The sequence below is a fragment of the Thalassiella azotivora genome (genome assembly GCF_054781695.1).
Map to the genome: position 1 here is coordinate 326,227 of NZ_BAAGTX010000001.1, position 25,460 is coordinate 351,686.

Annotated in this window: 21 protein-coding genes, 1 tRNA gene and 1 pseudogene; 3 read left to right on the forward strand and 20 right to left on the reverse strand. The window is 74.6% G+C overall.

Translation table 11 applies throughout. From position 1 onward, the window contains the following. Positions 1-47: 47 nt before the first annotated feature. Both ACYVQV_RS01455 and ACYVQV_RS01460 read right to left on the reverse strand, forming a co-directional pair. Entirely contained in the window at positions 48-1,319 is a 1,272-nt protein-coding gene (locus ACYVQV_RS01455; protein ID WP_461021472.1) for an ABC transporter substrate-binding protein, read from the reverse strand. A 206-nt stretch (positions 1,320-1,525) separates the two neighbouring features. Next, positions 1,526-2,152 carry an ANTAR domain-containing response regulator gene (locus ACYVQV_RS01460; RefSeq protein ID WP_461021473.1) on the reverse strand — a complete coding sequence of 209 codons (627 nt, stop codon included), beginning with the start codon at positions 2,150-2,152 and terminating at the stop codon, positions 1,526-1,528. 51 nt (positions 2,153-2,203) lie between these two features. Here ACYVQV_RS01460 and ACYVQV_RS01465 point away from each other — a divergent pair. Next, a tRNA-Leu gene (locus tag ACYVQV_RS01465) sits at positions 2,204-2,277 on the forward strand. Between the two features lie 21 nt (positions 2,278-2,298). Here the strand turns inward: ACYVQV_RS01465 and pyk are convergent. From pyk to trpC, 9 genes are all read right to left on the reverse strand, one after another. Next, positions 2,299-3,774, reverse strand: coding sequence for a pyruvate kinase (pyk, locus tag ACYVQV_RS01470; protein WP_461021474.1), 1,476 nt, complete (start codon positions 3,772-3,774; stop codon positions 2,299-2,301). Positions 3,775-3,890: 116 nt separating this feature from the next. Then, on the reverse strand, positions 3,891-4,430 hold the full coding sequence (locus tag ACYVQV_RS01475) for a type 1 glutamine amidotransferase domain-containing protein (RefSeq protein ID WP_461021475.1): 540 nt from the start codon (positions 4,428-4,430) through the stop codon (positions 3,891-3,893). A 94-nt stretch (positions 4,431-4,524) separates the two neighbouring features. Next, on the reverse strand, positions 4,525-5,994 hold the full coding sequence (locus ACYVQV_RS01480; protein ID WP_461021476.1) for a glutamate synthase subunit beta: 1,470 nt from the start codon (positions 5,992-5,994) through the stop codon (positions 4,525-4,527). Further along, the gene (gene gltB / locus ACYVQV_RS01485; RefSeq protein WP_461021477.1) at positions 5,987-10,552 is read right to left on the reverse strand and encodes a glutamate synthase large subunit; all 4,566 of its coding nucleotides are present in this window, start codon (positions 10,550-10,552) and stop codon (positions 5,987-5,989) included. Before gltB ends, ACYVQV_RS01480 begins: the two co-directional genes overlap by 8 nt. 155 nt (positions 10,553-10,707) lie before the next feature. After that, on the reverse strand, positions 10,708-11,451 hold the full coding sequence (locus ACYVQV_RS01490) for a CDP-alcohol phosphatidyltransferase family protein (protein ID WP_461021478.1): 744 nt from the start codon (positions 11,449-11,451) through the stop codon (positions 10,708-10,710). A 415-nt stretch (positions 11,452-11,866) separates the two neighbouring features. Beyond that, positions 11,867-12,886: a prolipoprotein diacylglyceryl transferase gene (lgt, locus tag ACYVQV_RS01495; RefSeq protein ID WP_461021479.1), complete on the reverse strand. Its 1,020-nt coding sequence runs from the start codon at positions 12,884-12,886 to the stop codon at positions 11,867-11,869. Beyond that, positions 12,883-13,689 (reverse strand): tryptophan synthase subunit alpha, encoded by an 807-nt coding sequence (gene trpA / locus ACYVQV_RS01500; RefSeq protein ID WP_461021480.1) that lies wholly within the window; start codon positions 13,687-13,689, stop codon positions 12,883-12,885. Before trpA ends, lgt begins: the two co-directional genes overlap by 4 nt. Before the next feature lie 59 nt (positions 13,690-13,748). Then, positions 13,749-15,044: a tryptophan synthase subunit beta gene (gene trpB / locus ACYVQV_RS01505; protein WP_461021508.1), complete on the reverse strand. Its 1,296-nt coding sequence runs from the start codon at positions 15,042-15,044 to the stop codon at positions 13,749-13,751. Between the two features lie 23 nt (positions 15,045-15,067). Further along, complete coding sequence (gene trpC, locus ACYVQV_RS01510; RefSeq protein WP_461021481.1) at positions 15,068-15,898, reverse strand: indole-3-glycerol phosphate synthase TrpC; 831 nt, start codon at positions 15,896-15,898, stop codon at positions 15,068-15,070. Between the two features lie 232 nt (positions 15,899-16,130). Between trpC and ACYVQV_RS01515 the strand changes: the two genes are divergently transcribed. Continuing rightward, positions 16,131-16,616, forward strand: coding sequence for a DUF4190 domain-containing protein (locus ACYVQV_RS01515; RefSeq protein ID WP_461021482.1), 486 nt, complete (start codon positions 16,131-16,133; stop codon positions 16,614-16,616). Between the two features lie 134 nt (positions 16,617-16,750). Here ACYVQV_RS01515 and ACYVQV_RS01520 read toward each other — a convergent pair whose 3' ends face one another. The 8 genes and pseudogenes from ACYVQV_RS01520 to ACYVQV_RS01555 all read right to left on the reverse strand — a co-directional run. Further along, positions 16,751-17,191, reverse strand: coding sequence for a DUF2752 domain-containing protein (locus ACYVQV_RS01520; RefSeq protein WP_461021483.1), 441 nt, complete (start codon positions 17,189-17,191; stop codon positions 16,751-16,753). Further along, positions 17,188-17,487 carry an HGxxPAAW family protein gene (locus ACYVQV_RS01525; RefSeq protein WP_461021484.1) on the reverse strand — a complete coding sequence of 100 codons (300 nt, stop codon included), beginning with the start codon at positions 17,485-17,487 and terminating at the stop codon, positions 17,188-17,190. The genes ACYVQV_RS01520 and ACYVQV_RS01525 overlap by 4 nt, the downstream gene beginning before the upstream one ends. Before the next feature lie 138 nt (positions 17,488-17,625). Further along, a complete protein-coding gene (locus ACYVQV_RS01530) occupies positions 17,626-18,297 on the reverse strand; it encodes a Trp biosynthesis-associated membrane protein (RefSeq protein WP_461021485.1) in 672 nt (223 codons plus the stop codon). Between the two features lie 14 nt (positions 18,298-18,311). Beyond that, positions 18,312-19,856 (reverse strand): anthranilate synthase component I, encoded by a 1,545-nt coding sequence (locus ACYVQV_RS01535; RefSeq protein ID WP_461021486.1) that lies wholly within the window; start codon positions 19,854-19,856, stop codon positions 18,312-18,314. After that, positions 19,853-20,335, reverse strand: coding sequence for a phosphoribosyl-AMP cyclohydrolase (hisI, locus tag ACYVQV_RS01540; RefSeq protein ID WP_461021509.1), 483 nt, complete (start codon positions 20,333-20,335; stop codon positions 19,853-19,855). Before hisI ends, ACYVQV_RS01535 begins: the two co-directional genes overlap by 4 nt. A gap of 58 nt (positions 20,336-20,393) precedes the next feature. Beyond that, positions 20,394-22,175, reverse strand: a complete 1,782-nt coding sequence (locus tag ACYVQV_RS01545) for an ABC transporter ATP-binding protein (protein ID WP_461021487.1) — start codon at positions 22,173-22,175, stop codon at positions 20,394-20,396. After that, positions 22,172-23,062 carry an ATP-binding cassette domain-containing protein gene (locus ACYVQV_RS01550; RefSeq protein ID WP_461021510.1) on the reverse strand — a complete coding sequence of 297 codons (891 nt, stop codon included), beginning with the start codon at positions 23,060-23,062 and terminating at the stop codon, positions 22,172-22,174. The genes ACYVQV_RS01545 and ACYVQV_RS01550 overlap by 4 nt, the downstream gene beginning before the upstream one ends. Before the next feature lie 153 nt (positions 23,063-23,215). Further along, positions 23,216-24,199, reverse strand: a pseudogene (locus ACYVQV_RS01555) (ABC transporter transmembrane domain-containing protein); the annotation flags it as partial. A gap of 166 nt (positions 24,200-24,365) precedes the next feature. On the opposite strand from ACYVQV_RS01555, the gene ACYVQV_RS01560 reads away from it, so the two are divergent. After that, entirely contained in the window at positions 24,366-25,004 is a 639-nt protein-coding gene (locus ACYVQV_RS01560; RefSeq protein ID WP_461021488.1) for a TIGR03085 family metal-binding protein, read from the forward strand. Positions 25,005-25,039: 35 nt separating this feature from the next. Here the strand turns inward: ACYVQV_RS01560 and ACYVQV_RS01565 are convergent. Continuing rightward, positions 25,040-25,460 (reverse strand): HisA/HisF-related TIM barrel protein (locus tag ACYVQV_RS01565; protein ID WP_461021489.1); only part of this gene is annotated, 421 nt, incomplete at its 5' end.

Genomic DNA, 25,460 nt, shown 5'->3' on the forward strand with positions numbered 1-25,460 from the left:
GCGGGGCCCGGCCGAGTCGGCCGGGCCCCGCTGGTCGTCAGGCAGGATCAGATCTTGCCGGACTTGTACTCCAGGTTGGTGTACTTGTTGTCGGCGCCGTACTGGTAGATGCCGACGGTGGCCTCGGTCGGGTCACCCTGCTCGCTGAACTCCACGGGGCCGGAGACGCCGTCGTAGTCGATGTCCTGGCCGTCCTCGAGGAGCGCCTTGCAGTCGGCGAACGTGGTGCACTTCTCGCCCTCGCGGCTGACCGCCTGCATCTGCGAGGCGATCGCCTCGCCGCTGTCGTTCTCCGCCGCGACCGCCGCCAGGGCGACGAGGATCGTGGCGTCGTAGGACTCCGGCGCGTAGCTGTAGTCGCTCAGGCTCGGGTCGACCTCGAGCAGCCGGTTGCGGAAGTCCTCGGTCGCCTCGGCGCCCGGCAGGGTGCCCTTGACGCCCTCGAGGGTGCCCGCCGGGAACTCGTAGGAGTTCGACAGGTTGCCGTCCACGAAGTACAGCGGCAGCGTGCTCGGGCCGATGCCCTGCGCCACGAGCTCGTTGACGATCTTCGTGGTCTCGTCGAAGCCGATGAGGACCAGGGCCTCCGGGTTCGCCGCCTTCAGCTGCGTCACCTCGGCCGAGTAGTTGGCCGCCTTCGGGTCGTAGACGATCTTGTCGACGACCGAGCCGCCGCCGTCGGTGACGGCCTGCTCGACGTTGTCCGCGAGGCCGGTGCCGTACGGGTCGTCGAGCGCCATGATGCCGACGTTCAGGTAACCGTCGGAGATGACGAGGTCGCCCATGACGCGGCCCTGCAGGACGTCCGACGGGGCCGTGCGCCAGTACAGGTTGTCGTCCGGGTAGTCGGTGAAGTCCGGCGAGGTGTTGGCCGGCGAGATCTGCACGACACCGGCACCGGTGATCTTGTCGATCACGGTGAAGGACACACCCGACGAGGCGGCACCGACGATGGCGTCAGCGCCCTCGTTGAGCAGCCGGTCGACCGACTGCGAGGCGATGTCCGTGGACGTGTCACCGGAGTCGGAGTCGACCTTGCGGACGTCCTGGCCCAGGACGCCACCGGCCTCGTTGATCTCGTTGATGGCGAGCTGGACACCGGCGAACTCCGGCGGCCCGAGGAACGCCAGGCTCCCGGTCTGGGGAAGAAGCGTGCCGATGACGAGCTCGCCGTCTCCCTCCGCCACGTCACCGCCGGCCGCCGGCGTGGCGTCACCGTTGGCGCCCTCGTCGTCGTCGCCTCCGCCGCACGCCGCGAGGAGCATGCCTGCCACACCGATCACGGCCACCGAGCGCCAAGCGCGCGAGGGTCGGGTCATGAACGATCTCCTTCGTCCGGCGGACCGCCGAGGCGGTCCGCTGTGCTGGTCACGCGGAACCTAACCCAGATGGTGACGCGCCGACAGGATGTTGGAGATCACACGTCACGTCGTTGCGGATCCGTGACCTGCCCGATACCCGGACGGCTCTCGCGCGCGACGTCCGGTGCGCGGCAGGAGGGCGGCACGCCGCGCGGAGGCGGGGATCAGCCCTGGTCGTCGGAGGAAGGCACCTGGGCCAGGACGACGTCGGCGACCTCGCGCATCGACAGCCGGCGGTCCATGGACGTCTTCTGGATCCAGCGGAAGGCGTCGGGCTCGGACAGGCCCATGGACTCCATCAGCCGGCCCTTGGCCCTCTCGACCAGCTTGCGGGTCTCGAAGCGCTCGGTCAGGTCCGCGATCTCCGCCTCGAGCGCGGCCATCTCGGAGTGGCGCGACAGGGCGATCTCCAGGGCAGGCAGCAGGTCCGCGGCCGTGAACGGCTTGACCACGTACGCCATCGCGCCGGCGTCGCGCGCCCGCTCGACGAGCTCGCGCTGGGAGAAGGCGGTGAGCAGGACGACGGCGGTCCGGTGCCCGGCGACGATCCGCTCCGCCGCCGAGATGCCGTCCAGGACAGGCATCTTCACGTCCATCACGACCAGGTCGGGATGCGTCTCCTCGACCAGCCGGACGGCGGCCTCCCCGTCACCGGCCTCCCCCACCACGTCGAAACCCGCCTCCCGCAGGGTCTCGACGACGTCCAACCGGATGATCGCCTCGTCCTCGGCCACGACCACCCGCCGACGCGGCGGCGCACCGGGCACGCTCGGGCTCTGCTCGTCCGTCACGTCGGCTAGCCTATCGACGCCTCGCGGGGCGGACTCCACGCCGGTCCGCGGGCCCCGGTACCCCAATCGGCAGAGGGCGCGGTCTCAAACACCGTTCAGTGTGGGTTCGAGTCCCACCCGGGGCACGGTCGGACCTCGGTGCCGCCTCAGGCGGACCTGACGTCCGCGTCCCCCGTGTCGTCGTCACGGTAGGCCGGCGCCGCCCCCGACACGGCGTCGCCCATCCGGTGCACGCGCATGGCGTTGGTGGAGCCCACGATCCCGGGGGGCGACCCGGCGACGATGACGACGAGGTCGCCCTTCTCGCAGCGCCCGAGCTCGAGCAGCAGCGAGTCGACCTGGCGGACCATGTCGTCGGTGTGCCGCACGAAGGGGGCGAGGAAGGTCTCGACCCCCCACGACAGGGTCAGCCGGGAGCGGGTGGCCTGCTCCGGGCTGAACGCCAGCAGCGGGATCCGCGACCGCAGGCGGGACATCCGTCGCGCCGAGTCGCCGGACTGGGTGAAGGTCACGAGGTACTTGACGTCGAGCAGGTCCCCGACCTGGGAGGCCGCGTAGGTGATGGCGCCGCCGCGGGTGTGCGGCTTCGTGCCGAGCGGCTGGATCCGCTCCAGCCCGTGCTCCTCGGTGTTCTGGATGATCCGCGCCATCGTGCGGACGGTCTCCACCGGGTACTCGCCCACGCTCGTCTCGCCGGAGAGCATGAGGGCGTCGGCGCCGTCCAGGACGGCGTTCGCGGCGTCCGAGGCCTCGGCCCGGGTGGGTCGGGGGCTGGTGATCATCGACTCCAGGACCTGCGTGGCGACGATGACCGGCTTGGCGTTGCGACGCGCCAGCTCCACGGCGCGCTTCTGCACCAGCGGCACCTGCTCGAGCGGCAGCTCGACGCCGAGGTCCCCGCGCGCGACCATGATGCCGTCGAAGGCGTCGACGATCTCCTCGAGGTTGTCGACCGCCTGCGGCTTCTCCACCTTCGCGATCACCGGGACCCGCCGCCCGACCTCGGACATGATCGCGTGCACGTCGTCGACGTCGGCCGCGCGACGGACGAACGAGAGGGCGACCAGGTCGACCCCCTGGCGCAGGGCCCACCGCAGGTCGTCGGCGTCCTTGTCGCTGAGCGCCGGCACGCTGACGGCCACGCCCGGCAGGTTGAGGCCCTTGTTGTCGCTGACCCGTCCGGCGACGGTGACCGTGGTGACCACCCGCGGTCCGTCGACCTCGGTCACCCGCAGCGCGACCTTGCCGTCGTCGACCAGGATGCTGTCCCCGGCGGAGACGTCGCCCGGCAGGCCCGTGTAGGTCGTCGAGCACGTCGTCGCGTCGCCCGGGACGTCCTCCGTCGTGATCGTGAACGTGTCCCCCGCGCGCAGGTCGACCGGCCCCTCGGCGAAGCGACCGAGCCGGATCTTCGGACCCTGGAGGTCGGCGAGGATGCCCACGGCGCGTCCCGTGGCGTCGCTGGCCCGCCGCACGGCGGCGTAGGAGGCGGCGTGGTCGGCGTGGGAGCCGTGGCTGAGGTTGAGCCTGGCGACGTCCATCCCCGCGTCCACGAGCTCGCGGACCCGGTCGTCGGAGGAGGTCGCAGGACCCAGCGTGCAGACGATCTTCGCTCGGCGCATGACAGCCACCCTATGGCCTGGGACACACCCGTGCCCGGACCGGGGACCCGGTCCGGGCACGGGTGTGCAAACGCTTCCGCCGGATCCGGCGGCGCGGTGCCGGTCCCGCCGGGCGATCAGCCGGGCAGGTGCTCGACGACGGTGCGGCAGAACGCCTCGAGGTCGTCCGGCTTGCGGCTGGTCACCAGCGGCCCGGGTCCCGACGCGTCGACGACGACCTCCTCGTCGACCCACTGCGCCCCGGCGTTGCGCAGGTCCGTCTGCAGGCTCGGCCAGGACGTCAACCGCCGACCCTGGAGGACGCCGGCCTCGACGAGGGTCCACGGGGCGTGGCAGATGGCGGCGACGGGCCGGCCGGAGGCCACGAAGTCGCGGACGAACCCGACGGCCGCGGCGTCCGTGCGCAGCGCGTCCGGGTTGGCCACGCCGCCGGGCAGCACGAGCGCCGCGTAGTCGTCCACGGACGCCTCGCCGACGGCCACGTCGACGTCGAACGCGTCGGCCTTGTCGAGGTGGTGGAAGGCCTGCACCGAGCCCTTCTCCGGTGACAGCAGCACGGGCTGGTGCCCGGCGTCCTGGACGGCCTTCCAGGGCTCGGTCAGCTCGACCTGCTCGATGCCCTCCGCTGCGACGAGGAACGCGACCTTGCTGGGCACGGGGTACCTCCGGTTCGTGGTGGTGGGTGCGTCACCCACCACCCTCCGCCAGGCGCCCGCCGCCCGCATCCGGGCCCGTGCGAGAGCCGGCCGCTCAGACGACGAGCGGCCGGGCGGTCGGTGCCACCGGCGCGGGCAGCGTCGTGGTGCCGGTCAGGTACTCGTCCACGGCGGCCGCGCAGGCCCGTCCCTCGGCGATGGCCCACACGATGAGCGACTGCCCGCGGCCGGCGTCACCGGCGACGAAGACGCCCGGGCGCGTGGTCATGTACCGGTCGTCGCGCACGACGTTGCCCCGCTCGTCCAGCTCGGCCCCGACCTGCTGCAGCAACGGGCTCTGCTCGGGACCGGTGAAGCCCATCGCGAGCAGGACCAGCTGGGCCGGGATCTCCCGCTCGGTGCCCTCGACCGGGGTGAACCGGCCGTCCACGAGCTCCACCTCGACGAGCCGCAGCCCGCCGACGGCGCCGGTGCCGTCGTCCACGACCTCGGTCGTCGACACGGCGTAGACCCGCTCGCCGCCCTCCTCGTGGGCGCTGGAGACCCGGTACACCATCGGGTACGTCGGCCAGGGCTGGGTGGCGGGCCGCTCGTCGCTGGGGCGGGGCATGATCTCCAGCTGGGTCACCGACCGGGCACCCTGGCGCAGCGCGGTGCCCAGGCAGTCGGCCCCGGTGTCGCCGCCACCGATGACGACGACGTCCTTGCCGGTGGCCACGACCTGGTCCTGCACGTCCTGCCCCTGGGCCGCGCGGTTGGCCGGCGGCAGGTACTCCATGGCCTGCAGGACGCCGCGCAGACCCCGTCCGGGCACGGGCAGGTCGCGAGGCTGCGTGGCCCCCACGGCCAGCACGACCGCGTCGTACCGCTCGGTCAGCGACCGGCCGCTCACGGCGCCGTCACCCGACCCGCCGACGTCGATCCCGGGCCGGAACCGGGTCCCCTCGGCGGTCATCTGCGCCAGGCGCCGGTCCAGGTGGCGCTTCTCCATCTTGAACTCGGGGATGCCGTAGCGCAGCAGCCCGCCGATCGCGTCGGCGCGCTCGTAGACCGCGACGGTGTGCCCGGCGCGGGTGAGCTGCTGCGCCACCGCCAGGCCGGCCGGCCCGGAGCCGACCACCGCCACCGTCCGCCCGGTGAGGCGGTCCGGCGGCTGCGGCTGCACCCAGCCGGACTCGAACGCCTTGTCGATGATGGAGACCTCGACCTGCTTGATCGTCACGGCGGGCTGGTTGATGCCGAGCACGCACGCGGTCTCGCACGGCGCGGGGCACAGCCTGCCGGTGAACTCGGGGAAGTTGTTCGTGGCGTGCAGGCGCTCGATCGCCTCGTGCCAGTCCCCCCGCCGGGTCAGGTCGTTCCACTCCGGGATGAGGTTCCCCAGCGGGCAGCCGTTGTGGCAGAACGGGATGCCGCAGTCCATGCACCGACCTGCCTGCCGCCGCAGGACCCCCTCGTCCTGGTGCTCGTAGACCTCGCGCCAGTCCATCAGCCGCACGGGCACCGGACGGCGCTCCGGCAGCTCGCGCGTGCGCTGGTTCAGGAAGCCCTTCGGGTCAGCCACGGGTGCCCTCCATGATCCGGGCCCAGACGACGTCGCCGTCCGGGTCGAGTCCCTCCTGCTCGGCCTGCGCGCGCACCTCGACCACGCGGGCGTAGTCGCGCGGTACGAGCCGGGTGAAGCGGGACCGGTTCGCGTCGAAGTCCTGCAGCAGCCGCCAGGCGACCGCGGACTCGGTCTCCTCGCGGTGGCGCTGCAGGAGCGATCGGACGACCTCGGCGTCGACGTCGTCCAGCTCGGAGGCGACCAGCTCGCCCGAGGCCACCGCCGCGGGGTTGAGCCGGGAGGGACGCAGGTCCAGCACGTAGGCGACACCGCCGGACATGCCGGCGCCGAAGTTGCGGCCCGTCCGCCCGAGGACCAGGACCGTGCCGCCGGTCATGTACTCGCAGCCGTGGTCGCCGACCCCCTCGACCACCGCCGTGGCGCCGGAGTTGCGCACGCAGAAGCGCTCGCCGACCTGACCGCGGACGTACAGCTCGCCCGACGTCGCGCCGTAGCCGATGACGTTGCCGGCGACGACGTTGGTCTCGGCGGCGAACGACGCCGAGCGGTCGGGCCGGACGACGACGCGCCCGCCGGACAGCCCCTTGCCGACGTAGTCGTTGGCGTCCCCGTGCAGCCGCAGCGTCACCCCGCGCGGCAGGAAGGCACCGAGCGACTGCCCGGCCGACCCGGTCAGGGTGATGTCGATCGTGTCCGGCGGCAGGCCGTCGGGGCCGTGCGCCTTGGTCACCTCGTGCCCCAGCATCGTCCCCACGGTGCGGTTGACGTTGCGGATCCGCACGGTGCCGCGCACCGGCTCGCCGCGGTCGAGCGCGTCGCGCGCGATCGCGATGAGCTGGTGGTCCAGCGCCTTCTCCAGGCCGTGGTCCTGGGCGACCGTCTGCCGGCGCGCCGAACCCGGCGCGAGCTCGGGCGTGTGCAGGACCGGCGTCAGGTCCAGCCCGGAGGCCTTCCAGTGGTCGACGGCCTCGCGCACGTCGAGCAGCTCGCTGCGGCCGACGGCCTCGTCGAGGCTGCGGAACCCGAGCTCGGCGAGGAGCTCGCGGACCTCCTGGGCGATGAACTCGAAGAAGCTGACGACGTAGTCGGCCTTGCCGCTGTACCGCGAGCGCAGCTCGGGGTTCTGGGTGGCGATGCCGACGGGGCACGTGTCCAGGTGGCAGACGCGCATCATCACGCACCCGGAGACCACCAGCGGCGCGGTCGCGAAGCCGAACTCCTCGGCACCGAGCAGCGCGGCGACGACGACGTCGCGGCCGGTCTTGAGCTGCCCGTCGACCTGGACGACGATCCGGTCGCGCAGGCCGTTGAGCAGCAGCGTCTGCTGGGTCTCGGCGAGGCCGAGCTCCCACGGCGCACCGGCGTGCTTGAGCGACGTCAGCGGGCTCGCCCCCGTGCCCCCGTCGTGGCCGCTGATCAGGACGACGTCCGCGTGCGCCTTGGAGACCCCGGCGGCCACCGTGCCGACCCCGACCTCGCTGACGAGCTTGACGTGCACCCGCGCGGCGGGGTTCGCGTTCTTCAGGTCGTGGATGAGCTGGGCGAGGTCCTCGATCGAGTAGATGTCGTGGTGCGGCGGCGGCGAGATCAGCCCGACGCCGGGCGTGGAGTGCCGGGTCCGGGCCACCCACGGGTACACCTTCGGGCCGGGCAGCTGACCGCCCTCGCCGGGCTTGGCGCCCTGGGCCATCTTGATCTGGATGTCGTCGGAGTGGGTGAGGTACGCGCTGGTGACGCCGAAGCGGCCGGACGCGACCTGCTTGATGGACGAACGGCGTTCGGGGTCCATCAGGCGCTCGACGTCCTCGCCGCCCTCGCCGGTGTTGGACCGGCCGCCGAGGCGGTTCATCGCCACGGCCAGCGTCTCGTGCGCCTCCGCGGAGATGGAGCCGTAGCTCATCGCGCCGGTGGAGAACCGGCGGACGATCGCGCTGACGGGCTCGACCTCCTCGATCGGCACGGGCGTCCTGCCCTCGGCGAACCGGAACAGGCCGCGCAGGGTCATCAGGCGGTTCGCCTGGTCGTCCACGCGCTGCGTGTACTGCTTGAACACGTCGTAGCGACCGCTGCGGGTCGAGTGCTGCAGCCTGAAGACGGTCTCGGGGTCGAAGAGGTGCGGCTCGCCCTCGCGCCGCCACTGGTACTCCCCGCCGACGGGCAGCCGGCGGTGCGTCGGGCGCAGCCCGGCGACCGGGTACGCGGTGGCGTGGCGCATCGCGACCTCCTGGGCGACGACGTCCAGGCCGATCCCGCCGAGCTGGCTGGTGGTGCCGGTGAAGTAGGTGTCGACGAGGTCCTGCGACAGGCCGATGGCCTCGAACACCTGGGCGCCGCGGTAGGAGGCGACGGTGCTGATGCCCATCTTGCTCATCACCTTCAGGACGCCCTTGCCGAGCGCCTTGATGAGCCGGCGGACCGCCTCGTGCGGGTCCTCGCCCTCGAGCATCCCGCCGGGACGGCAGAGGTCCTCCACGGACTCCATCGCCAGGTACGGGTTGACCGCGGCCGCCCCGTAGCCGACGAGGAGCGCGACGTGGTGGACCTCGCGCACGTCCCCGGCCTCGACGACGAGGCCGACCTGGGTGCGGGTCTTCTCCCGGATCAGGTGGTGGTGGACGGCGCTGGTGAGCAGCAGCGAGGGGATCGGGGCGAGGTCGGCGTCCCCGTCGCGGTCCGAGAGCACGACGAAGCGGGCGCCGTCGGCGATGGCCTGCGACACCTCCTGGCAGATGCGCGCGAGCCGCTCGGCGAGCGCCTGGCCCCCGCCGTCCACCCGGTACAGGCCGCGCACCACGGTCGTGGCGAAACCGGGCAGGTCGCCGTCCCGGTTGATGTGGACGATCTTGGCCAGCTCGTCGTTGTCGATGACCGGGAACGGCAGCACCACCTGGCGGCAGTGCGCCGGGGACGCGGCGAGCACGTTGTGCTCCGGTCCCATCGCCGTGCCCAGGGCGGTGACGAGCTCCTCGCGGATCGCGTCCAGCGGCGGGTTGGTCACCTGCGCGAACAGCTGGGTGAAGTAGTCGAAGAGCAGCCGCGGACGGCTGGACAGGACGGCCACCGGGGTGTCGGTGCCCATCGAGCCGATCGGCTCCGCGCCGGTGCGGGCCATCGGCGCGACGAGCACGCGCAGCTCCTCCTCGGTGTACCCGAAGGCCTGCTGCCGCCGGGTGACCGAGGAGTGGGTGTGCAGCACGTGCTCGCGCTCGGGCAGGTCCTCGAGGTGCACCAGCCCGGCGTGCAGCCACTCGTCGTAGGGGTGCTGCCCGGCGAGCTCGCTCTTCACCTCGTCGTCGTCGACGAGCCGGCCGTGCTCGGTGTCGACGAGGAACATCCGGCCCGGCTGCAGGCGGCCCTTGCGGACGACGGACGCCGGGTCGAGGTCGAGGACGCCGGCCTCGCTGGCGAGCACGACCAGGCCGTCGTCGGTGACCCAGTACCGGGACGGGCGCAGCCCGTTGCGGTCGAGGACCGCGCCGATGAGCGTGCCGTCGGTGAAGACCATGTCCGCCGGCCCGTCCCACGGCTCCATGAACATGGAGTGGAACTCGTAGAACGCCCGGCGCGCGGGGTCCATCTCCTCGTGGTTCTCCCAGGCCTCGGGGATCATCATGAGGACGGCGTGCGGCAGGGAGCGACCGCCCAGGTGCAGCAGCTCGAGCACCTCGTCGAAGGAGGCGGAGTCGCTCGCACCGGGTGTGCACACCGGGAAGAGCCGCTCGAGGTCCCCGGGCAGCACGTCGCTGGCCAGCTGGCTCTCCCGGGCGCGCATCCAGTTGCGGTTGCCCTTGACGGTGTTGATCTCACCGTTGTGCGCGATGAAGCGGAAGGGGTGGGCCAGCGGCCAGGAGGGGAAGGTGTTCGTGGAGAAGCGGGAGTGGACGACCGCGAGCTCGCTGGCGAACCTGCGGTCGGACAGGTCCGGGAAGAACGGCTCGAGCTGCCCCGTGGTCAGCATGCCCTTGTAGAGCAGGGTCCGGCAGGACAGGGAGGCGACGTACACCCCGGTCTCGCGCTCGACGCGCTTGCGGGCGCAGTAGGCCAGCCGGTCCAGGGCCAGGCCCTGGACGGGCACCTTGTCGCCGGCGACGAAGAGCTGGCGGAACCTGGGCATGCAGGAGCGGGCCATCGACCCGACGAGGTCGGGGGTGGTGGGGACGTCGCGCCACCCCAGGACCCGCAGACCCTCCTCGCCGGCGATCTGCTCGATCCGGCGGACCGCCTCGGCGTCCTCGGCGTCGTCGTCGGGCAGGAACACGGTGCCCACCGCGTAGGAGCCCCGGGCGGGCAGCTCGAAACCGACGACGTCGCGCAGGAACGCGTCGGGCACCTGGGTGAGGATCCCCGCCCCGTCACCGGTGTCGACCTCGGCGCCCACGGCGCCGCGGTGGTCCAGGTTGCGCAGCGCCGTGAGGGCGTGCTCGACGATGTCGTGCCCGGGCTCACCGCGCAGGGTCGCCACGAAGGCGACGCCGCAGGCGTCGTGCTCGTGCTCGCCGTCGTACAGGCCCTGGGCCTGCGGTCCGGCGGAGAATCGGGTGAAGGGAGAGATCATCGGCACCGTCCTGGCGTGACGGCCGCGGCTCGGCGGCGCATCGGGCGGAAGTGGCCCCTGGGGGCGGACGGGGACGGCGCTGGCCCCTTGTGCTGGCGTTGGGACGATACACGACGCGTCCGGCGGACTGAAGCCGCCGGCGCCTGCGGACCATCTCACAGCTCAGACGCGCCGTCCCGCTTCATGAGACGACGGGGCTCCGGCGCCGGAGCCGCGGCGCAGCCGGGCCGGGGTCCGGGCGCCGCGGCGTGCAGGTGCACGAGGCTGACCACCTTGACGACGCCCACGGCCACCACGAAGACCACCGCGAGCACCGGTTGCGGCCACAGGACCGCGAGCAGCACCAGACCGGCGGTGTTGACGACCTTGGCCGGCGGCCACCAGTTGAGCCGGTGGACCAGGGGCAGCGCCCTGTCGACGTAGTTGCACGAGACCAGCGGCCAGGACAGCCACGCCACGGACAGGACCGCGTCCACCACGGCGAACTCCAGCACGTACAGCGCGACCGCCCACGCCAGCTCCGGGTGCCACACCGCCCAGGGGACCCAGAACGCGACGCTGCAGGCCCGGTCGCTGATGACGTCCAGCAGCGCACCGCCCCTGGTCTCCTGCCCCAGACGCCGGGCCACCAGGCCGTCGAGCACGTCACCGGCCCAGTAGACGACCAGCCCGGCGAGCAGCAGGGCCTGCGACCCGGCGGACACGGCGGCCGCCGACAGCGCCAGCGCCACGACGGTGCGCACGAGCGTCACCAGGTTCGGCCAGGTCAGCAGCGGCTCGCGCCAGCCGTCCCAGCAGCCGCGGTGCCCGCAGCGGGGCGCCGGCGCCCGCCAGCGCAGGCCGCTGCCGAGCGCCGTCCGGGACCGGGCCCGTGGTCGCACGGAGGGTCGGACGGGCACGGGGACGACCCTAGCTCCCGCCGACGTGGTGGGATGGGCACCAGGGCGGGTCGACCGCGGCGAGGCGGGCGGCGCCCCCAGGGCGGGGAGGACGGCGATGACGGCGGCGGGGACGTTCCTGTTCTGCCTGCTGTCGGCCGTGGTCCCGGTGGCGAACGCCGAGGTGTACCTCGTGGGCGTCGCCGTCGCCACGGACGAGCCTGCGGTCCTGCTCGCGCTGGCCGCAGCCGCGGGCCAGATGACCGGCAAGCTCGGGTTCTACCTGCTGGGCCGCGGCGCCGTGGACGTGGCCCGGCTGCGCCGTCAGGGCTCCGCGCGGGGCCGGTGGACGGAGCGGATGGACGGCGTGCGCCGCTGGTGCGAGCGGCACGTGTGGGGGCCCGCGGCGGTGACGGCGGTCAGCGCCTTCGCCGGGCTACCGCCGTTCGCCGTGGTCAGCGTCCTGGCCGGGTCCCTGCGCATGCGCTGGTGGGTCTTCGCGGGTGTCGGCTTCGCCGGCCGCTTCGGCCGGTTCCTCTGCGTGCTGCTCGCCCCCGGCCTCGTCGGCGCCTGACGGGGCGGCGGGCCGAGCGCGTCCGGCGCGCGTGACGTCGCGCTCACGGCCCGGTCGCAGCCGGTTGCTCAGCCAGAAGCCCAGCACGCCCACGAGGCAGAGCACGACCGACGTCCAGACGTTGAGGCGCAGGCCCAGGACCCGCTCGGCCTCGTCGATCCGCAGCGCCTCGATCCAGACCCGTCCCAGCGTGTACACCACGACGTAGGCCCAGAAGACGCGGCCGTGCCCGAGGCGGTAGCGGCGGTCCAGCCACAGCAGGAGGCCGACCCCCGCGACGTTCCAGACGAGCTCGTACAGGAACGTGGGGTGGAAGGTGGCGAACTGCTCGTACCCGTCCGGCCGGTACGGCGGGTCGATCTCCAGCGCCCACGGCAGCGTCGTCGGTGCGCCGAAGAGCTCCTGGTTGAAGTAGTTGCCGATCCGCCCGACGGCCTGGGCCAGGAGGATGCCCGGGGCCACCGCGTCGGCGAAGGCCGGCAGGCGCACCCCGGCGCGCCGGCACCCGATCCACGCGCCGACGGCCCCGAGCGCGACCGCCCCCCAGATCCCGAGCCCGCCGCGCCAGATCTCCAGCGCCCGCCACGGGTCGCCCCCCGAGCCGAAGTAGGCGTCCGGGGACGACACGACGTGGTAGAGCCGACCGCCGACGATGCCGAAGGGCACGGCCCAGACCGCGACCTCCGTGACCGTCCCCTCGGGGCCACCGCGTGCCCGCCAGCGCCGCTCCCCCAGCCAGATCGCCAGGAAGATCCCCGCGAGGATGGCCAGGGCGTAGGCGCGCAGCGGCAGCGGGCCGAGGTACCACACGCCCTGCGACGGGCTGGGGATGAACGTCGGCAGGCCGGGGACCGTCGTCGCCAGCTGCGCGACCGCGGTCACCGGCGGGCTCCCGCCACCCCGGCGGCGAGGTCCTCGACGAGGGACCGCAGCGCCGGCTCGCCGCCCTCGTCCAGGGCCCGCACGAGCGCCGAGCCGACGATGACCCCGTCGGCGTAGCGGCCCACCTGCGTGGCCTGGGCGCCGGTCGAGACCCCCACCCCGACGCAGACCCGCGGGGCCCCGGCCTCGCGGGTGGCCTGCACCAGCCGCTCGGCCTGGTCGCCGACGGACTCGCGGACGCCGGTGACCCCCATCGTGGAGGCGGCGTACACGAACCCGCGGCACGCGCGGGCGGTCGAGGCCAGACGCTGCGGGGTCGAGGAGGGGGCGACGAGGAAGACCCGGTCGAGGTCGTGCTCGTCGCTGGCGGCGAGCCACTCCCCCGCCTCCTCGGGCAGCAGGTCGGGGGTGATGAGCCCGGCGCCCCCGGCCGCCGCGAGGTCGCGGGCGAACGCCTGGACGCCGTAGCGCATCACCGGGTTCCAGTACGTCATGACGAGCACGGGCACGCCGGTGGTCGCCACCTGCTCGACGGCGCGCACCACGTCCCGCGCGCGGGTCCCGGCCGCGAGCGCCCGCTCGGCCGCCGACTGGATCAGCGGCCCGTCCATCACGGGGTCGCTGTAGGGGAAGCCGAGCTCGAGGGCGTCGACCCCGGCGTCCACGGCCGCGCGGGCCGCCGCCACCGAGGCGTCCAGGTCCGGGAAGCCGACCGGCAGGTACCCGACGAGCGCCGGGCGTCCCTGCTCGCGCAGGCCGTCCAGCAGCGCGCCGGTGCGTCCGGTGGGCGTCTGGGCGCTCACGCCGGGCGCTCCCGCGTCCGGTCGCGCCGCGTCACCTGCGGGCTGGCCCTGCACCGTGCTCACCACCCGGCTCCGTCCGACTCGGCCACGGGCTCCGCGGCGGCGGCCGCGGCGGACTCGACGAGCTCGGCCTCGGTCACCAGACCGAACCACCGGGCGGCGGTGTCGACGTCCTTGTCGCCGCGCCCGGACAGGTTCACCAGCACCACGCCGTCGGGCCCCAGCTCGCGCCCCGTCTCCAGCGCCCCGGCCAGGGCGTGGGCGCTCTCGATCGCCGGGATGATGCCCTCCGTGCGGCACAGCAGCCGGAACGCCTCCATCGCCGCGGCGTCGTCGACCGGCCGGTAGGTGGCCCTGCCGATCTCCGCCAGCCAGGCGTGCTCCGGGCCGACGCCCGGGTAGTCCAGGCCGGCGGACACCGAGTGGGACTCGACGGTCTGGCCGTCCTCGTCCTGGAGCAGGTAGGAGCGCGCCCCGTGCAGGACCCCCGGCACGCCGGCGGTGATGGACGACGCGTGCCGGCCCGTGGCGAACCCCTCGCCGCCCGCCTCCAGGCCGACCAGGGCGACCCCTGGGTCGTCGAGGAACGCGTGGAAGATGCCGATCGCGTTCGACCCCCCGCCGACGCAGGCCAGGACGGCGTCCGGCAGCCGGCCCACGAGCTCGAGGACCTGCGCGCGGGCCTCCTCGCCGATGACGGCGTGGAAGTCGCGGACCATCTCCGGGAAGGGGTGCGGTCCGGCGACCGTGCCCAGCAGGTAGTGGGTGCTGTCGACGTTGGTGACCCAGTCGCGCAGCGCCTCGTTGATGGCGTCCTTGAGCGTGCGGGAGCCGGTGGTCACGGGCACCACCTCGGCGCCGAGCAGCCGCATCCTGGCCACGTTGAGCGCCTGGCGGCGGGTGTCGACCTCACCCATGTAGACCACGCACTCCAGGTCCAGCAGCGCGGCCGCCGTGGCCGTGGCGACCCCGTGCTGGCCGGCACCGGTCTCGGCGATGACGCGGGTCTTGCCCATCCGCTGGGTGAGCAGCGCCTGGCCCAGCACGTTGTTGATCTTGTGGGAGCCGGTGTGGTTGAGGTCCTCCCGCTTGAGCAGCACCCGGGCGCCGCCGGCGTGCTCGGCGAAGCGCGGGACCTCCGTCAGGATGCTCGGCCGGCCGGTGTACGTGGCGTGCAGCCGGTCCAGCTCGGCGCGGAAGGCGGGGTCGGCCCAGGCGTCCCGATAGCACCTCTCCAGCTCGTCCAGGGCGTGCACGAGGGCCTCGGGGACGAACCGGCCCCCGAACTGGCCGAAGTAGGGCCCGTGCTGCGCGCGCAGCGGGCCGGTGGCGGCGGCACCCGCGGGGGCCTCCACCGGGCCGTCGGCCGGCTGCCCGGTCACGGCCGGCCCGTCCGCAGCGCGGGGTGCGCGCCGGCCGCGACGAGGTCGGCGACGGCCGCGCGGGGGTCGCCTCCGGTCACCAGGGACTCACCGACCAGCACCGCGTCCGCCCCGTCCCGCGCGTACTCCAGCACGTCGTGCGGCCCGCGCACACCCGACTCGGCGACGCGCACGACGTCGTCCGGGACGAGGGGCGCGAGCCGCGTGAACACGGTGCGGTCGACCTCGAGGGTGCGCAGGTCCCGGGCGTTGACGCCGACGACCCGCGCGCCGGCCGCGACGGCCCGGGGCACCTCGTCCGCGTCGTGGCACTCCACGAGCGCCGTCATGCCGAGCGAGTGGATCCGCTCGACCAGCGACTCCAGGGCCGGCTGCTCGAGCGCGGCGACGATGAGCAGGACCAGGTCGGCGCCGTGCGCACGGGCCTCCCAGACCTGGTAGGGCGTGACCACGAAGTCCTTGCGCAGCACGGGCACGTCGACCGCGGCGCGCACGTCCACGAGGTCCTGCAGGCTGCCGCCGAACCGCCGGCGCTCGGTGAGGACGCTGATCACCGAGGCGCCTCCGGCCTCGTAGTCCCGGGCCAGCCCGGCGGGGTCGCCGATGGCCGCGAGCGCCCCCTTGCTCGGGCTGGACCGCTTCACCTCGGCGATGACCTTGACGGCCGGCTCGCCCTGCGGGCCCTGGGCGCGGCGCAGCGCGGCCACCGCGTCCCGGGCGGGCGGGGCCTGCGCTGCACGCTCCTTGAGCGCGGCGAGCGGCACCTGCGCCTCGCGCTCGGCGAGGTCCTCACGGACGCCGGCGATGATGTCGTCCAGCACGCTCACGAAGTCGCTCCAGCGGGATGGGGACGGACGCTCCGCGGACGGGCGCCCGGGGACCGGACGCGGCCGATGCTAGCCCGTGCGGGTGCACCCGCGGCCGGGCGGGCCGCCGACCGTCCCCCGACGCCCGCGCCCCGCGCGCACCACGTGCCGGTGGCCGTGCGCGCGAGCCGATACGGTGACCTGCGTACCAGCGCATCGAGGCGGCGCCGTGCCGCCACCCAGGGGAGACCACGTGAGCACTCCGAACGACCCGAACCCGCAGAACCCGGGTGAGGGCCAGCAGAACCCGTCCGGCCAGGACCAGCCGGCACCGCAGTACGGCCAGGCGCCCCAGTACGGCCAGGACCCGCAGTACGGGGCCGCGCCCCAGTACGGGACGCCGGGTGGCGCGCCGGCCGGCAAGCCGAGCAACGGCATGGGCATCGCCGCCCTCGTGCTCGGCATCGTCGCCCTCGTCACCTTCTGCCTCTGGTTCCTGGCGGTGCCCGCCGGCATCGCGGCCGTGGTGCTCGGCATCATCGGCATGGGCAAGGTGAAGAAGGGTCAGGCCACCAACAAGGGCATGGCGCTGACCGGCGTCATCCTCGGCGCGATCGGCGCGATCCTGTCGATCGTGCTGACCGTCGCCGGGCTGGCCCTCCTCGGCCAGACCGAGGAGTGCGACCCGAACGAGATGTCCGACCAGGAGTACGCCGACTGCCTCGTCGAGAACCTCTGACGTCGCGCGCCCGGTGCCGTCCGGGCGGACCACCGAGGGGCCGCACCCGTCCGGGTGCGGCCCCTCGCGTCCGTCCGGGGTGGTCCGCCCTGAGCAGGCTCAGCCTGTCGCGCTGCCTCTTCGGATGCGCGGCGTCAGACGAGCGGCGGCGCCAACCAGGGAGCCAGGCCGGTGTTGCGGACGACGGAGAACACGACCAACGCCGTGACGGCCACCCAGGCCACGCGGCCGGTGACCCACCGGCCCCAGTCGACCCGCCGGCCCGCCGCAGCCGCGCGCAGCCAGAGCGCCCAGGCGAGGACCGACACGCCCCCGGCGACGACGACGTAGGCGTTGCTGGACAGCGCCGACACCAGGTCGAGGTGGACGGCGTCGTGGACGGCGCGCAGACCGCCGCACCCGGGGCAGAAGGTGCCGGTGAGCTCGAGCCACGGGCACCAGCCCCAGCTCCCGGGGACGTGCGGGCTGCGTACGGCGACGGCGAGGGTCGCGGCGCCCACGGTGGCGCCGGTGAGCAGCGGTGGCAGGAGCCGCGACGCGCGCGTGCGCGTCGCGGCTCCGGCCACCGGGGTCACTTGACGCCCTGCTGGCGGTTCGGGTCGGTGGAGGACTGCTCGTAGACCTTGGCGCCGAAGCCCATGGCCTGGAGCACCTTGCCGACGACGAGGCCGACGACCACGACGCCGAGGCCGGCCCAGAACATCCAGGGCTGCGCCAGGACCAGCGCGAACGAGCTGATCAGGCAGCCGACGAGCACGATGGCCACCAGGGTCCAGGCGGCGACGCTGTGACCGTGGTCGTCGTGGTGGGCGGCGGCCGCGACGTCGCCGCCCTTCGCGGTCCGCTCGCTCGTGCGCTGGGCGTCAGCCATGGACGGTGTCCTCCTCGGTCCTGCCGGCCGGCGGCCGGTCGTGTCGCTCACTGCTCGGGTGGTGCTGGTGGGTCTGCTGGTGGGTGCCGCTCGGGTGGTGCTGGTGACTGCACCGCGCGGGTGCACGGGCCCATCCTCTCAGGACGGGGGCCCGTCGCCTCCACGTGTCGGGTCCTCTCCCCGGTCGAGGGCGTCCCAGGCGAGCGTGGGCTCCTCGGTGGCGGCGCCGTCCGCGCCGTCCGCGCCGCCGACCGCCGACCCCGACGACCCTGGCGCCGCCGACGTGGTGGCCGATCGGGCGCCCCGCTCGAAGCGGGAGCCCGACCCAGCGCCACCCCATCCGCGGCGGGCCACCAGCGCGTGGCCCGAGACGAGCACGAGCGCCGCGGCGACGACCGCGGCGACCCACGCCCACGCGGTCACGCTGACCGGCACGCCCGCGACGTCCACCGAGGCCGGCGTCACGCCGGCCACCTCGGCGGCCGCGGACCGTGCGGCCTCGCCCGGGACCGCGACGACGCGCAGCGCCGCGGCGACCGCACCCAGGCCGGCGGCCGCCAGCACCAGGGTGCCGACCAGGCTCCCGACCCGCCGGGCGATCGTCAGCGCACCGGCGGCCGCCAGCGCCACGAGGCCCAGGGCGGGGACCACGGGGGCGGCGCGGCCCCCCGTCACGTCCACCACGGTGACCCCGGTGAGCGGGTCGCTGACCTGGGCGACGAGCCACGTGCGGGACGCGGCGAGCACCAGCAGGGCGGCCAGGGAGGTCGCCGCGAGCACCACGACCGCGCGGCGGTGCAGGACGGGCACGGGGGCACCGGAGGTCACGGCTCACCCGCGGGACGCAGGGTGCACGCGGTCGCGACCGCCCGCAGCGCCGCGGCGGCCTTGTGCCGGCACTCGGCGTCCTCGTTCTCCGGCACCGACTCGGCCACGATCCCGGCGCCGGCCTGGACGTGGGCGACGCCGTCGCGCAGGACGGCGGTGCGGATGGCGATGGCCATGTCGAGGTCACCGGCGAAGTCGAGGTAGCCCACCACTCCCCCGTACACCCCGCGCCGCACGGGCTCCAGCTCGTCGATGAGCTCGAGCGCGCGGGGCTTGGGGGCACCGGAGAGGGTGCCGGCGGGGAACGCGGAGCGCAGCACGTCCATGGCGGTGGCGCCGTCCCGCTGCTGCCCGGTGACGGTGGAGACGAGGTGCATGACGTGGCTGTACCGCTCGACGGACATGAAGTCCACGACGTCCACGGATCCGGGGTCGCAGACGCGGGCCAGGTCGTTGCGGGCGAGGTCGACGAGCATCAGGTGCTCGGCCCGCTCCTTGACGTCGGCGAGCAGCTCCTCGGCCAGGTAGGCGTCCTCCTCCGGCTTGCGCCCCCGCGGCCGGGTGCCCGCGATGGGGTGCGCCAGCACGTGGCCGTGCTGCACCTTGACCAGCGCCTCCGGGCTGGACCCCACGACGTCCAGCGCCACGCCGTCCGGGGTCGTCCCCCGGTAGAGGTACATGTACGGGCTGGGGTTGGAGGCCCGCAGGCAGCGGTACACGTCGAGGGCGTCGGCCGGGCAGTCGAGGTCGAAGCGCTGCGACAGGACGACCTGGAACACCTCGCCGTCGCGGATGGCCTGCAGACCGGTCCGGACGGCGTGCAGGTAGTCCTCGCGCCGGGTGCGGGCGCGCGGCTCGGGGCCGGGGACGACGTCGTGGACGGCGACCGTCGACGGCGCCGGGCGCCCGACGTCCGCGGTCATCCGGTCCAGGCGCGCCACGGCGTCGGCCCAGGCCTCGTCGACCCGCTCGTCCGTGGCGTCGTAGTTCACCGCGTTGGCGACCAGGAGCAGCGTCCCGTCAGCGTGGTCCAGCACGGCGACGTCCGTGGCCAGCGACATCATCAGGTCCGGGACGCCCAGCTCGTCGACCGCGTGGTCACCGACCCGCTCCCAGGAGCGGACGGCGTCGTACGCCAGCACCCCCACCATGCCACCGGTCAGCGGCGGCAGGCCGGGCAGCGCGGGCGTGTGCAGGGCCTGCAGGGTGCCGGCCAGGGCGTCCAACGGCGGCCCCGAGGTGGGCACGCCCACCGGTGGCTCGCCGAGCCAGTGGGCCTGCCCGTCGCGGCTGGTGAGCACCGCACGGGAGCGGGCGCCGACGATGGAGTAGCGCGACCAGACCCCGCCGTGCTCGGCCGACTCCAGCAGGAACGTGCCGGGCGCGTCGGCGGCGAGCTTGCGGTACAGGCCGATCGGCGTCTCGGCGTCGGCCAGCAGGCGCCGGACGACCGGCACGACGCGGCGGTCGCGGGCCAGCTCGCGGAACACCTCCAGGCTCGGCCACACCCCGCCGAGCTCGCGGCCCGGTCCGGCGCTCACGCGCTCCCACCCCGCTCGGGCGTCCCGAGGCGGTCCGTACGGGTCGTGCCATCCGTGCCGTCCGTCGAGGCACCCGCCTGGACGTGGGAGGCGGGGACGGCGCCCAGGTCGCGGCCGTCGAAGCAGGAACGGCTGCCGGTGTGGCACGCCGCACCGACCTGGTCCACGCGCACGAGCACGGCGTCGCCGTCGCAGTCGAGGGCGGCGGAGACGACGTGCTGGACGTGCCCGGAGGTGTCCCCCTTGCGCCAGTACTCCTGCCGGCTGCGCGACCAGAAGGTCACCCGGCCGGTGGTGAGCGTGCGGTGCAGCGCCTCGTCGTCCATCCAGCCGACCATGAGCACCTGCCCGGTGTCGTGCTGCTGGACGACGGCGGCGACCAGGCCGTCGGCGTCGCGCTTGAGGCGCGCCGCCACGGCGGGGTCCAACGGGGTCGGGGCGTCCACGGCCCGATCCTCCCAGACCCCGGCCGGCCGCAGGCCCCCGCGTCCGGCCAGCCGGCGGGCCGGCGCCACGCGCCGGCCCCGGCCGCGGGCCTCAGCCGCTGAGCTGCGCCGCCCAGGACGCGTGCAGCCGCGAGTAGACGCCACCGGCGTCCACGAGGTCGGCGTGCCGGCCGACCTCGACCACCTCGCCGGCGTCCACCACGACGACGAGGTCCGCGCTCTCCGCCGTGGACAGCCGGTGCGCGATCGCCACCGACGTCCGGCCGTGGGTGACCCCGGCGAGGGCGCGCTGGATGCGGGTCTCCGTCCCCGGGTCGACCGCGGAGGTGGCCTCGTCCAGCACCAGCAGGTCCGGGTCGGCGAGGTAGGCACGGGCCAGCGCCACGAGCTGGCGCTCGCCGGCCGACAGCGACTCGCCCCGCTGGCCGACCGCGCTGTCCAGCCCGCGGGGCAGCGACTCCACCCAGTCGGCCAGGCCGAGCTCGGTCAGCGCCAGCTCGACGTCGTCGCGGGTGGCGGTCGGACGGCCGTAGCGGATGTTGTGCAGCAGGGAGGCGTCGAACAGGAAGCCCTCCTGCGGCACCATGACGACGCGCTCGCGCAGGCTGGAGAAGCGGACCCGGCGCAGGTCGACGCCGTCGAGCCGTACCTGCCCGGACGCCGGGTCCTGCAACCGCGTGAGCAGCTTCGCCAGCGTGGTCTTGCCCGAGCCGGTCTCCCCCACCACGGCGACCTTGGTCCGCGGGGGGATGGTCAGGCTGACGTCGCGCAGCACCGGCTGCCCGCCGGGGTAGGCGAACCACACCCGGTCGAACTCGACCGTGATGGGCCCGCGCGGCAGCACCTCGCCCTCCTCCCCCGGGTCCGCGACGTCGGCCGGGGTGTCCAGCACGGCCAGCACGCGCCGCCAGCCGGCGACCGCGTTCTGCAGCTCGTTGAGGATCTCGGTGACGCTCTGGACCGGGCCGGTGAAGAGCTGCACCAGGAAGAGGAACGCGAGCAGCTCGCCCAGCGTCAGGGCGCCGGCCGCACCCGTCCAGGTGCCGACGAGCACGACGGCGGCGACGACCAGGCCGGAGACCAGGACGCCGGAGGAGAAGCTCAGGGACACCAGGACCTGGGCCCGCACGTACGCGGCGCGGTGCGCCTCGACGCGCTCCTGGACGCGCCGGCCGGTGCGGCGCTCGATCGCGTAGGCCCGGATCGTGTCGGCGCCGACGACCGTCTCGGAGATGGCCCCGAGCATGTCGCCGACCCGTTCGCGGACGAGGCCGTAGGCGGCCGAGACGCGACGCTGCAGCCAGCGTCCGAGCAGGACCAGCGGCGCGAACATCGCCAGCACCAGCAGGGTCAGGGGCACCGAGTAGAACGCCATCAGCGCCGTGGCGACGACGAGCTGGCCGACCGACAGGATGAGCAGCAGGCCGCCGAACTGCATGAACGTGCTGATGGTGTCGACGTCGCTGGTGACGCGGCTGACCAGGGCCCCGCGGCGCTCGGTGCTCTGGGTGAGGACCGACAGGTCGTGCACGCGGCGGAACGCCGTCGTGCGCAACGTCGCCAGCCCCGCCTCGGTGGCCCGGAAGAGCCGCAGGTTGACGAGGTAGGAGATGACGCCGGTCGCCAGGACCGCCACCGCGGCGACCGCGACGAGCTGGGTGACCGCGTGCACGTCCGGCCCGCCGGAGGCGTTGATGCCGTCGTCGACGGTGCGCTGCACGGTGATCGGGACGACCACCCGCCCGGCGGTGGCGACGACCGCCAGGGCCAGCGTGACCCCCAGCCCCTGGCGGATCTCCGGGGACAGCGCCAGACCGCGGCGCACGGTCGCCACGACGCCGCTGGTGGCTGCGGTCTCGATGGCCGCGCTCACGACGGCACCTCCTCGGCGGGCTCCTGGGCGGTGGCGCGCTCGGCGGCCGCCGCCTCCTCGTAGGCGTTGACGAGGTGCCGGTAGCGGTCCCTGCGCCCCAGCAGCTCGGTGTGCGTCCCGCGGTCGACCACGCGGCCGCGCTCGACGAAGACCACCTCGTCGGCCAGGGCGATGGTCGCCTTGCGGTAGGCGACGACGACGACGGTCACCCCGCCCGAGCCCTCCCGCAGGCCCGCGAGGATCGCCTGCTCGACGCGCGGGTCGACCGCGGAGGTGGCGTCGTCCATCACCAGCAGCCGCGGCGAGCGCACGAGCGCGCGGGCCAGCGCCAGCCGCTGCCGCTGGCCACCGGACAGGCTCGCCCCGCGCTCCCCCACGCGGGTGTCGAGCCCGGCGGGGAGGGCGGCGACGAACCCGTCCGCCTGCGCCAGGCGCAGCGCCCGCCACACCGCCTCGTCGTCGACGTCGGCGCCGAGGGTGACGTTGCCGCGCACGGTGTCCTCGAAGACGAACGTCGACTGCGGCACGAGCGACGCGACGGCGGCGACCTGCCCGCCGGCGAGGTCGCGCACGTCGCGGCCGTCGAGGACGACCTCGCCCGTGCGCGGGTCGACCAGCCGCACGAGCAGCGACGCGAGGGTGGACTTGCCCGAACCGGTGGGTCCCACCACCGCCACGGTGCTGCCGGCGGTCACGTCGAGCGTGACCTCGTGCAGCACCGGCACCTCCACCGGGACGTCGGGCTCGTCGGCCTCGTCGGGGTCGTGCCGCCGGCCGACGCCGGCGTCGAGGTCCTCGGCCGCACCGGCCGTGTAGGAGAAGCCGGCACCGCGCACGGACAGGCCGAGCGGGCCGCCCGGCGGCACCTCGCTCGCCCCGTGCCGCATCTCCCCGCGGGCGTCCAGCACCGAGGAGACCCGCCCGAAACCGACGGCGGCGCGCGGCAGCTCGCCGAGCACCCAGCCGATGGCGCGCACGGGGAACGCCAGCAGCGTCAGCAGGTAGGCGACCTGGACGACGTCCCCCGCCTGGGCGGTGCCCGCGTCGACGCGCCAGGTGCCGACGCCGAGCACCGCGAGGGTGCCGAGGGTGGGCAGCGCCTCGACCAGCGGGTCGAAGACCCCGCGGGTGCGGCCGACCGCGACGTTGGCGTCCCGCAGGCGGTGGGCGGCGGCGGCGAAGCGCTCCGTCTCCTCCGCCTCGCGGCCGAGCGCCTTGACGACGAGCGCGCCGTCGAAGCTCTCGTGCGCCACGGCGGACACGTCCGCGCGCAGCTGCTGGGCGCGGACGACGAGCGGCGACATGTACCGCTGGTAGACGACGTTGGCGGCGGCGACCGCCGGCAGGACGACGAGGCCGACGGCGGCGAGCACCGGGTCCGCGGCGAGCATGGCCACGCCCGCGACGGCGAGCATCACCAGCACGCCGACGGAGAACGGCAGCGGGTTGAACACCATGAACGACGCCTCGACGTCGGCGTTGGCGTTCGACAGCAGCTGCCCCGCCGGGTGGCGGTGGTGCCAGGACAGGGGCAGCCGCAGGTACTGGCGGGTGACCTCGCGCCGGTACCGGGCCTGCAGCCCGATGGACGTCACCCCGGCGAAGATCCGGCGGACCGCCACGCCGACCGCCGTGGCCCCGGCGACGGCGGCCAGCACGCCGGCGGCGGCCCACAGGCTCGTGGCCTCCACCGTGCCCGCCTCGAAGGCCGGGGTGAGCACGCGGTCCGTCACCTCACCGAGGACCCACCCGAGGCCCGCGACGCCGGCTCCGTAGACGGCGGCACCGGCCACCGCCACCGCGAACGTCCGCGGCGACTCGCGGATGCCGCGCCACACCACGGCGAAGCCCTGCCGGGTGGAGCCCTGCGGCCGCGCGCGCCGCGCAGGCTGGGCTGACGCGGCAGGCGAGGAGGACGCGGCTGGCGGTGCCGACGCGGCAGGCGGGGCTGACGCGGCAGGTGGGGGTGACGGGAGCGGGCTGGGACGACCGGACGCCGGCGGGCCGGCGGTGCGGTCGGGCATGCGGGGCCTCCTGGTCTCGGGTGGGGAGCGTTCCACCCTCTCACAGACATCCGACGATTCCGCGACCGCTTTTCGCGCCGGTCACCGGCCGGGGTGAGAGCCACCTCACGCGCGCCCCGACCGGCCCCCGGGAGCGCCGTCGGCCGGGCTTTGCGACGATCGGGGCATGAGCCACGCCGCCCGCGAACGCCGTGCCCTCGCCCAGGAGCTCAGGGCGGCAGGACCCGACGCCCCGACCCTGTGCGAGGGGTGGACGGCACGCGACCTGGCCGCCCACCTCGTGGTCCGCGAGGCCCGTCCCGACACCGGCCCGGGCGTGCTCCTGCAGCAGGTCCCGCTGCTGGCCGAGTGGACCGAGAAGGTGCGCACCCGCTACGCGCGCCGGCCGTTCGGCGAGCTCGTGGACCGGTTCGAGGCGGGACCGCCGCGCCTGAGCCCGTTCGCGCTGCCGGCCGTGGACGCCGCCGCGAACCTCACCGAGCACTTCATCCACTGCGAGGACGTCCGCCGCGCCCGGCCGGGGTGGCAGGCGCGCGACCTCGACGAGCGCTACGAGACGGCGCTGTGGGACGCCCTCGGCGTCCAGGCGCGGATGATGTTCCGCAGCTCGCCCGTCGGCGTCGTCCTCGTCGTCCCCGACGGTCCGCGCCGCCACGTGCGGTCGGGCGCGGAGACCGTCGTGCTGACCGGCCGGCCCGGCGAGCTCGTGCTGTTCGCCTCCGGACGACGTGCGCACGCCCGCGTGCAGGTCGGCGGCTCCCCCCGCGCCGTGGCGGCGTTCGGGGAGAGCGTGCTGAAGCTGTAGCGGACGTCGCCGGGCGCCTCGGCGCGCCGGTCGGGTCAGCGGACGGGGTGCCCCGCCGACCGCAGCGCGTCCTTGACCTGCCCGACGGTCAGCTGGCCGAAGTGGAACACGCTGGCGGCCAGCACGGCGTCCGCCCCGGCGTCCACGGCCGGCGGGAAGTGCTCGACCGCACCCGCGCCCCCGCTGGCCACCAGCGGGACGTCGCAGGCGCCGCGCACCGCGGTCACCAGCTCCAGGTCGAAGCCCGCCCGGGTGCCGTCGGCGTCCATCGAGTTGAGCAGGATCTCCCCCGCCCCGAGCGCGGCCACGCGCGCGGCCCAGGCGACGGCGTCCAGGCCGGTCCCCCGGCGCCCACCGTGCGTGGTCACCTCGAACCCCGAGTCGGTGCTGGTGCCCTCCGCGCAGCGGCGCACGTCCAGGGACACGACGAGCACCTGCGCGCCGAACCGGTCGGCG

What these genes read in the sequence shown, in the direction of transcription:
- ACYVQV_RS01455 (WP_461021472.1), bottom strand. Translation starts at nt 1,319, where the DNA reads ATGACCCGACCCTCGCGCGCTTGGCGCTCGGTGGCCGTGATCGGTGTG.
- pyk (WP_461021474.1), bottom strand. Translation starts at nt 3,774, where the DNA reads ATGCGCCGAGCGAAGATCGTCTGCACGCTGGGTCCTGCGACCTCCTCC.
- gltB (WP_461021477.1), bottom strand. Translation starts at nt 10,552, where the DNA reads ATGATCTCTCCCTTCACCCGATTCTCCGCCGGACCGCAGGCCCAGGGC.
- ACYVQV_RS01525 (WP_461021484.1), bottom strand. Translation starts at nt 17,487, where the DNA reads ATGGCTGACGCCCAGCGCACGAGCGAGCGGACCGCGAAGGGCGGCGAC.
- ACYVQV_RS01550 (WP_461021510.1), bottom strand. Translation starts at nt 23,062, where the DNA reads ATGCGGCACGGGGCGAGCGAGGTGCCGCCGGGCGGCCCGCTCGGCCTG.
- ACYVQV_RS01560 (WP_461021488.1), top strand. Translation starts at nt 24,366, where the DNA reads ATGAGCCACGCCGCCCGCGAACGCCGTGCCCTCGCCCAGGAGCTCAGG.